The organism is Actinocrinis sp. (assembly GCF_035653575.1).
Taxonomy (GTDB): domain Bacteria; phylum Actinomycetota; class Actinomycetes; order Streptomycetales; family Catenulisporaceae; genus Actinocrinis.
Genome location: NZ_DASRBQ010000003.1, coordinates 61,087 through 69,572, shown reverse-complemented (window position 1 = coordinate 69,572; position 8,486 = coordinate 61,087). Strand labels below are relative to the sequence as shown.

Here is an 8,486-nt window from a genome sequence, read left to right as displayed (position 1 = left end):
GGGTGTAGCTGCCGTTCCACAGCTGGGTGATCTGCTGGTTGCCGCCGAAGCTCCACTTCAGGGTCCAGGAGGTGAGCGGGCTGCCCAGGTTGGTGATGGTCACGTTGGCGGTGAACCCGACGTTCCACTGGCTGGCGATCGTGTAGTTGACCTGGCAGCCGGTACCGGCCGCGGCGGCCATGGTGGGCACGGTGACCGCGGCGGCGCCGGCGAGCATGAGCGCGCCGACGGCGGCTGAGGCCAGCAGGGCTCTTCGTTGCTTCATCGCTTCTCCTCGTTGGGGGCTGGGCCGGGGAGGCATCGCGATGGAGGCTCATTCACTTAACCGATTAAGTCAAGCGTGTGAAAGCTGTCTACGATCGAGCGAGAAAGCGGTTACTGCGACCGAACCGCGGCGCGTGTCGTGGTTGGAGGCGAGCGGAACCGTCGAATGGCAGGTCAGCGTTCGAGTCGGCGGCGGAGACGAAGCCGATGGGAGCGACGGTGGATGGGGCGAGATGTGTGGGGTGAGTGAGGGGCGGAGGCGTAACTTTCGGCAGGGGGTGGGCTTGGGTGGGGTCTAAGGATTGGCGCAATCCTGGGTGGTTGGGGGGAATTGGAGCGGGCTGGCTCAGTGGGGTGAGAGCAGACTGTCGGGCACGCGAAGTTCTTCGCGCGCATAGAGTTCTGCGATGGCGCGCGGGTCGTCGCCGGCGCACGTGGCCGCGATCGTGTCGAGCAGTTCGTCGTAGTCGGGCCCTGTTTCGCCGCGATACGAGGCGGCCATCCGGCCCCACTCGTCCCAGGGCAGCGTCTCCACCTTGTTCAGCGAAGCCAGATCCCTCATCGCGTTGCCGCGGATCTCGGCGGGGCCCCAGTTCGGCGTGCCGCCGACCCCGAAGGTCGCCGCGTCGATCTCGCCGCGTCGGTAGGCGGCCCAAGCCTCGCCGCCGGTCAGGAACTCGCCCTCGGCCAGGTCCTCAGGGCGCTTGAGGATTTCCTTGTGCAGGATCTCCGAGTCGATCCAGACCCAGCGGCGCTCGGCCTCGTGCCAGTACTCGGTGATCCAGTGGTCGAGCCCCTTGCCCGGCTCGAAGTACGTGGCGAATCCGCAGCGCGCTCGGGCGGCGATCCCCCGGTATCGCAGCAGCGCGCAGGTGAGCGTGGCGAAGTGGCGGCAGGTGCCGACCAGGCGGCGCTCCGGCGGACGCGCGGTCGTCAGCGGTTCCGGGGAGAGCGCCAGCAGAGCCCTGATCAGTTCGGCCGCGGGACGCAGGTTCTTCTCCTCGAAGCGCGCGGACGGCAAGGCGAGCTTTAGGTGTTCGGCTTCCCAGGGCTGGATGACCAGGCCCGAGGCGAGGCCGCTGATCGCGAGGGGGTCATGCGGCAGGTCGTCGAACTGCGCCGACGGGATCTCGGCGAGGTCGGTCAGCGGCCCGGGTGTCGTGTAGGTCGTGTAGTCAATCGCGGCCGCAGCATCGACCGCGCGAACGCCGGTGTCAGTCATGTTCCCGAGCCTAGGCGCCACCTCTGACAGCCGGAGCCGGCGCGTCGAGCGAGAAGGCGCGACGGCAGTGCTCCAGGAACTCCAGCAACGCAGGGCTTCGCGTCGACCATACGAGCGAGAGCAGCGCCGAGACCTCGGCATCCTCGATGGCCAGCGCCTTGAGCCGGTCACTGAAAGCACCGGCCATGGACTGCGCGAGGATCGCCACACCGAGACCGCGCGCGGCGAGGTCGACGATGGTGCCGGGTGCCGTCGCCTGCATCGCAATGTACGGACGCACGCCGTTGCTCGCGCATGCTTGATCGAACGCTGCGCGCAGTCCTGTTCCATCCGGCATGCAGACGACCGGGTGCGCGGCCAGGTCGCGCAGCGCGACCGAGGCGTGCTGCGCAAGCATGTGGTCGGGCGGGACAGCGGCGATCAGGCGGTCGCTGACGATGACCAGCGACTCAAGACCCTGCGGTTGCTGCTCGATGGTGCCGACGAAGGCCAGATCCAGCCCGCCGCCGCGTACCCGCTCGATCAGCCGGTCCGAGTTGTCCTCGATCAGCGTGATCTCAATGCCGGGATGGGCTTGGTGAAACGAATCCAGGGCTTCGAAGAGTCCTGTGATCGTGCACGCGGTGACCATTCCGACGACCAGGCTACCGCGTAACAGCCCGTTGACCTCGTCGACGGACTGGCGCAAGGCGTCGGCGGCGGCGAGGGCGGCTCGTGCGTGATCGAGCGCCGCCGCACCCGCCTCGGTGAGCGTGGCCGCACGGCCCGAGCGGTCGATCAACTCGGCGCCCAGTTCCCGTTCGAGCTGTCGGATCTGGGCGCTGACCCCGGACTGGCTGATGTGCACGCGCTCGGCCGCACGGGTGAAGTTGGCCTCCTCGGCGACCGCGACGAAGTACTCAAGCTGACGAAGTTCCATAAGCGGTGATTCTAGCTATGAGAAGAACTATCTGTTGGACTTCTGATGCGTGCGGGGAGAACCTGGAAGGGAAGCGAAGAGAGCCGAGAAGACGGAGGGAAAACTGATGAGTGAGCACGAGAAGGCGTGGCAACCGGAGGATCTCACCCGTCTGTTCGTCGAGCGGGCCAACGCCGGGGACGCGGCCGGTATTGCGGCGCTCTACGAGGAGCAGGCCGTCATGGCTTACCCGCCTGGCAGCACCACGGTCGGCCGTGCGGCGATCCGCGAGCTGTGGGAAAGGGTGCTGGCGAACAGGCCGCACTTCGAGCCGGAACCGCCGCTGCCGACGCTGGTCAGCGGGGAGATTGCGCTGACCTCCACCCCGCCGAGGGACGGGGCGGGCGCTCGCGCGCAGGTGGTGCGGCGGCAGCCGGACGGCAGTTGGCTGCGGCTGCTGGACCAGCCGGAGTTCGTGACGCCGAAGTAGGCGGTTGCGGTGACCTCCGCAAGAAACGTGGGAGCGTCCGCGTGCCGGGATGCGGCACGGCACGCGGACGCTGATGGAGAGGTCTGACGAACGCGGCGAGCGAGGTGGTGGATCTCTTTGAGCCACCACCTCAGCCCGCTGACTAAGCGATCGTCAGGCGCAGTGGCTCCAACCGCTGGTCCACGACGAGCTGCCGTACGAGCCGCCCCACTCCACGCAGGAGCTCGGTGCGTATTCCGTCACCGGCCCCGCGTAGTAGGTGAAGGAACCGGGGTTGCTCGCCGAGCTGCCGCCCTGAACGGCGAGCGTCGCGTTCATCGAGACCGCGCCGCCGGGGCTGTTGGCTAGGGTCGTGACGCAGTTGTCGCCGGAGGAGCCGTTGTAGAGCAGGTAGACCGTCGCGCCGATAAGCAGGTGCGAGTCGATCACGGTGTAGCCGCTGCCGCAGACCTGGGTCGGCGTGTACGGGTTCGAAGTACCCGGACCGGTCGACGTGCCCGAGCCGCAATGACTCCAGCTGCTGGTCCACGAGGTGCTGCCGTACGAGCCGCCCCACTGCACGCACTGATTCGGCGCGTGCTCGATCACCGGACCCGAGTAGTACGTGAACGAACCCGGATTGCTCGCCGAACTGCCGCCCTGAACGGCGAGCGTCGCGTTCATCGAGACCGCGCCGCTGACGTTGTGGGCGAGGGTGGTGACGCAGTTGTCGCCGTTCGCGTCGTTGTAGAGCAGGTAGGTCGTGGCGCTGCCCAGGTTGTGCGAGTCGATCACGCCGTAGCCGCTGCCGCAGACCTGGGTCGGGGTGTAGATGTTGTTGCCGGCCGGGGCCGGAGCGCCCGAGCCGCCGCCGCAGTGGCTCCAGCCGCTGGTCCACGACGAGCTGCCGTACGAGCCGCCCCACTCCACGCAGGAGCTCGGCGCGTTTTCGGTTACCGGCCCCGCGTAATATGTGAATGTCCCTGGATTACTCGCTGAACTCCCGCCTTGGACTGCCAAGGTCGCGTTCATGGAGTGCGCACTGGTCGGCGTGGTGGCGAGGGTGACCACGCAGTTGTTGCCGTTGGAGCCGTTGTAGAGCAGGTAGATGGTCGCGCCGGTCAGGCCGTGCGAGTCGATCACGCCATAGCCGCTGCCGCAGACCGAACTCGGGCTGTACGGGTTGCCGGAGTTGACCGGCGGCGGGTTGTTGCCGGTGCCGCTGGCGACCGGGGTCACGTAGGCGGAGAGCGTGTAATGGGTGGCGCTGACGTACGTGCCGGGAGTGGTCTCGCCCGCAGGAATGGTGATCTGCACGACCGATGAGCTGGTCGCGAAGGCCGCCTCGCCGTGACCGCCGACGCCGTCCCAGTCGCCATTGGCGGTGACCAGCGAACCGTCGGAGTTGACCGCGGTGATGATCGAGACGTGGTGGGCTGATCCGCCGCCCTCGTAGCTCCACACGACGGCGTCGCCGGGCCTGGGCGAGTAAGAGGACGAAGTGTGCAGCGTGCCGTTGTTCTCGCCGTAGACGTAGAAGCTGCCCGCGCCGGCGGTCAGGCCGCCGGTGTAGAAGCCCGAGTTGCGCCAGACCCAGCGGGCGAAGTCGGCGCACCAGTATTCGGGCCCGTAGGTGTTGCCGCCGTCGCTGCCGGTGCAGCTGCCGTCGAACTCGGACCCGCCGAGGCTGTTGTAGGTCGGGGTGTTCGCGCAGGTGCCGGCGCTCTTGCCGATATTGGCCGCGGCCAGCGAGGCGGCGTCGCCGCCGGCGGCCGCCGCGGCGCTTTGCGCGCCGGTCACGGCGGTCAGGCCGAGCAGCACGGCCACCGCGGTGGCGCCCGCCATCCGGCGTATGAGCTCTCTGAGTTTCATCGTTTCCTCTCGTTGTCCGACCTGTGGGTCGGCGCTGAGCGGACGGCAGCCCGCCCCCGCGACGGGCCGTACGCGCAGTACCGGTCGTGACCCGGGAAAGGGGCGGTGGGTGAGGGAGAAGCCTGATTCGGCTCAGCCGGCGGCGCCGACGACCTGCGCCGCGGCCTTGATCTCCTGGGAGATGCCGTTCTTGACGGCGTCGAGTTGCTGCTGTTGGGCGTTGATCATGCTGGTCTGCAGGGCGCAGTCGACCGCGTACCAGACGCCGACCAGGTTCGTCTGCTGCTTGCAGGCGACGTCGGCGCTCGCGGTCTGGATCTCCGCGGCGGTCGGGGCGCTGGTGGCCCACCGGTGGTCGTTGCCGGCGTCGTACGGTGTCGCGTAGTCGTAGCCCTTGGCCGCCATGCAGGCGGACCACTGCTTGAACACGGCGACCACCTGCGGCTCCTGCTGCGAGCGGGCCAGGCTGTCGGCATCCACGGCTTGGGCGATCGGCGCGTCGTTGACTGTTCCGCCGTGTGCGGTCAACTGGCGCCTGGCCTGGCCGAGGCAGCCTCCGGACGGGATTTGCACGCCGTTGTACGAACCCGCGGTCCCGGCGGTCGCGGTCTCGCCCTGAGCTGGTGACACGCCTCCGGTGAGCACCCTGATCCCGGCGGCGTCCAGCGTGTTCGCACTCGCCCGCAGTGCCGACACGTCGGTCGTGGGCGGGTGGTATCCGAGTGCTGCGACCTGTGCCGCGCTGACGATGCCGTACCGCCGCGGCGCATTCGTCTCCGTGGTCTGATCTGCCTTCGCGGCCTTCGGCATCGGGCTGTAGTCGAATCCGAACGATCGCATACAGCGTCCGGCCAGGATCGCGGTCGCGTTGTCCATCTCGGCGCGCTGCTGCCCGGTGATCAGATAGGCGTCGATCGGGAACGCGAGCGAGGTGCTGTCGGTGATCGTCGGGATCGACGTGACGTGGATCGGAGCGAGCGGCAAGCCCGCGTCCTGGGCCGATTGCGCGCCGCCGGCCGGCGCGGAGGAGGAGCAGGAGGCGACGGCTGCCGCGGTGAGCGCGGCCATGGCAGTAAGCAGCAGCACGCTGCGGCTAAGCCGCCGAAAGCATGGGCGAAACATGGGTCCTCGACTAAGCTGGTCGGGCCTTATGGCGAAGGGCACGGGTGCTGCGCCCAATCCCAGTGGGCGCAGCACCCGCGCTCAGCAGCTCGGCTTGGCGCGGTCGCCGATCAGACGACCGGCGGGCACCGCCGGATTACCAACCCTGAGACGCGTTGTTGTTCTTGAGTCCCGAGACCAGGTTTCCGGCCGTGAAGGCGCTGAAGCCCTGCTTGAGACCCTGCTGGTTGGAGTTGTAGTACACGTAGCCGGTCAGCACGGTGTCCCAGTTCTGCACGGACGCCGCGTTGTTCTTCACGGCGACGCCGGCGCCGTTGCTGCCGCCCGCGGTACCGCTCGTCCACGCCTTGAAGACCCAGCCGGCGTAGTTGTCGGTGTACGGGTCGTTGAAGCGGGCGCCCGCCTCGTAGGAGTTGAAGTACAGGCACAGGTCGCCGCCGGCGCCCGCGTCGTTGGAGGTGCAGTTGCCGTCGCCCTCGGCCGCGGAGGCGGCCGGGATGGCGGTGGCGAGGCCGACGACCACGAAGGCGCCGGTGGCCACGGTGGCGGCCAGCTTCCTGCGGATGCTCACGATGTGTCTCCCTCGTTCACGAAACGGTGCCGGGCCCCGGATTTCGAGCCCGAAGCTCCCCGCACCCCTGATTCAGAGCCTTGATGACGGCGTGCACGCCGCTGTGAAGAATGGTTCGAATTCCGTTCGGTAGTCAAGGAAGTAACGCAGCGTGGGCGATATCAGGTCGCTGCCGTCCGCGATATATCCGCCGGAGCCGCCGCGCTATCTGCGCGCAAATCGTGCATTTCCCTGTGACCCAGATCACAGGAATCAGGCCTTTTCCATCACGCAGCGTGACAGGGTGCTGCGGTCACTGCGACGAAGCGGGTTGACAGGCGGCAGGCGCGCGGATCAGGATCGCTGTGGCGGCGGCCGGCACCGGGGCGGTTGGGCGGCCGCGCGGGGACCTTCGCTCCAAGCCGATCGACTCGCAGGGATGGACCATGTCCGCAGACACGGCGGCGCACACGGCGGAATTCGAAAACACGGAGCGGGGTGAATATCTGGAAACGGCCCGGCTTTTACCGCCGGAGTCGCGCGGGAAATCGCAGGAAACGAAAGAGCCGGCGCCACGGCGGCAGCGCGCGCTGCTGTGGGTCGCCGTGGCCGCGGCGCTGCTGTCCACCGGCGGGCTGGTCGCCTCCACTCTGGTGAAGTCGCCCGCGCAGCAGGCCGCCGAGGCCGCGGCGCCGCCCGCCTCGGTGCTCACCGCGACCGTGGAGGACCGGGTGCTGGCCAACACCGTGGTCACCCGCGGCAGCGTCGCCGCCTCGGCCCAGTACCAGGTCACGCCGGCCGGAACCACTCAGGGCTCGAACACGCCGGTGGTCACCGCGGTGCGCACCAACGTCGGCGCGCGCGTGCAGCCGGGAGCGGTGCTGCTCGAGGTTTCCGGGCGCCCGTTGATCGTGTTGCAGGGCGCCGTTCCGGCTTATCGCGACCTGAAGCCGAACGACGACGGCAACGACGTCGCACAGTTGCAAAACGCCCTCAAGCAGCTCGGGCACTACCACGGCGGCGATCCGGCCGGGCACTTCGGACCGGCCACGAAGGCCGCGGTCACCGCGCTATATCAGGGCCTTGGCTACGATGTGCCGACCACCGGAGGCCCCGGCGACGACGGCGACCGGTCGGCGCTTCAGTCGGCCCAGGACGCCGTGGACAGCGCGCAGCGTGCGGTCGACGACATGAAGCGCCAGATCGCCGCTGGGGGCTCGGGCACCGGAAGTCAGGGTTCGGCGAAGCAGACCGGCCCGACGGGATCTGGCACGCCCTCGGCCACGTCCGGTTCCGGCTCCGGCGGTCCCGGTTCCGGCGGCTCGGGCTCCGAACCGCTTCAAGTGCAGTTGCAGTACCTTGAGAAGGCCCTCCAGCAGGCCGAGCAGGCGCAGGCGGATCTGGTCGCGCGGACCGGCCCGATGCTGCCGGCCGCCGAGGCCGCGTTCCTGCCGGGCTTTCCCGCGCAGGTGGTGGCCTTCTCTGCGAAGGTCGGCGACCAGGTCAAGGCGCCGCTGATCACCCTCGCCTCCGGACAGCTCGCGGTCACCGCACAGCTGACCACCGATCAGGGCGGGCTGCTCAAGCCGGGGATGAAGGTGCAGATCACCGCCGAGACCCTGGGGCTTCAGGCGACCGGCGTGGTCGGCACCGTCGGTCAGGTCACGACCGGCACCGGAGGTTCCGACCCGGGCTCGTCGACCGGCTCGGACGGCAGCGGGTCGGGGCAGGCACAGAGCGGCGCGCCGTACATCCCCGTGACAGTGACGCCGGACAGCCCGCTGGACTCCCGGTGGGAAGGCCAGGATGTGCGGCTGACGGTGACCTCCGCGGCCACACCCGGTGCGGTGCTGGTCGTGCCGCTCTCCGCGGTGACAGCCGGCGCCGACGGGAAGACGACCGTATCCGTCTTGCAGCCCGACGGGCACAGCACCTCGCGCGTCGAGGTCGACGCGGGCATATCAGGCGACGGATTCGTCGCGGTCACGCCGGTCGCCGCGGGCTCGCTCAAAGCCGGCCAGCGCGTGGTGGTCGGCGCGCGGAGCGGAGCGGGGCTCTCATGATCGCAGTGAGTCGCGAGCTTCCGGCT

Annotated in this window: 8 protein-coding genes; 2 read left to right on the top strand and 6 right to left on the bottom strand. The window is 68.9% G+C overall.

The window, feature by feature from the left end:
* From VFA06_RS00655 to VFA06_RS00645, 3 genes are all read right to left on the bottom strand, one after another.
* A partial coding sequence (locus VFA06_RS00655; protein WP_324838345.1) for a cellulose binding domain-containing protein occupies positions 1–265 on the bottom strand: 265 nt, incomplete at its 3' end.
* A 345-nt stretch (positions 266–610) separates the two neighbouring features.
* Positions 611–1,486 (bottom strand): transglutaminase domain-containing protein, encoded by an 876-nt coding sequence (locus VFA06_RS00650; RefSeq protein WP_324838344.1) that lies wholly within the window; start codon positions 1,484–1,486, stop codon positions 611–613.
* A 10-nt stretch (positions 1,487–1,496) separates the two neighbouring features.
* Positions 1,497–2,405, bottom strand: a complete 909-nt coding sequence (locus VFA06_RS00645; RefSeq protein ID WP_324838343.1) for a LysR family transcriptional regulator — start codon at positions 2,403–2,405, stop codon at positions 1,497–1,499.
* 106 nt (positions 2,406–2,511) lie between these two features.
* On the opposite strand from VFA06_RS00645, the gene VFA06_RS00640 reads away from it, so the two are divergent.
* Positions 2,512–2,874, top strand: coding sequence for a nuclear transport factor 2 family protein (locus tag VFA06_RS00640; RefSeq protein ID WP_324838342.1), 363 nt, complete (start codon positions 2,512–2,514; stop codon positions 2,872–2,874).
* A gap of 153 nt (positions 2,875–3,027) precedes the next feature.
* Here the strand turns inward: VFA06_RS00640 and VFA06_RS00635 are convergent, their stop codons facing one another.
* The 3 genes from VFA06_RS00635 to VFA06_RS00625 all read right to left on the bottom strand — a co-directional run bounded on the left by VFA06_RS00635 (position 3,028) and on the right by VFA06_RS00625 (position 6,418).
* Positions 3,028–4,725 (bottom strand): CHAP domain-containing protein, encoded by a 1,698-nt coding sequence (locus tag VFA06_RS00635; protein WP_324838341.1) that lies wholly within the window; start codon positions 4,723–4,725, stop codon positions 3,028–3,030.
* A gap of 132 nt (positions 4,726–4,857) precedes the next feature.
* Positions 4,858–5,793 carry a hypothetical protein gene (locus tag VFA06_RS00630; RefSeq protein ID WP_324838340.1) on the bottom strand — a complete coding sequence of 312 codons (936 nt, stop codon included), beginning with the start codon at positions 5,791–5,793 and terminating at the stop codon, positions 4,858–4,860.
* A 190-nt stretch (positions 5,794–5,983) separates the two neighbouring features.
* Positions 5,984–6,418, bottom strand: a complete 435-nt coding sequence (locus tag VFA06_RS00625) for a hypothetical protein (RefSeq protein ID WP_324838339.1) — start codon at positions 6,416–6,418, stop codon at positions 5,984–5,986.
* A gap of 425 nt (positions 6,419–6,843) precedes the next feature.
* Between VFA06_RS00625 and VFA06_RS00620 the strand changes: the two genes are divergently transcribed.
* On the top strand, positions 6,844–8,460 hold the full coding sequence (locus VFA06_RS00620) for a peptidoglycan-binding protein (protein WP_324838338.1): 1,617 nt from the start codon (positions 6,844–6,846) through the stop codon (positions 8,458–8,460).
* Positions 8,461–8,486: the final 26 nt, after the last annotated feature.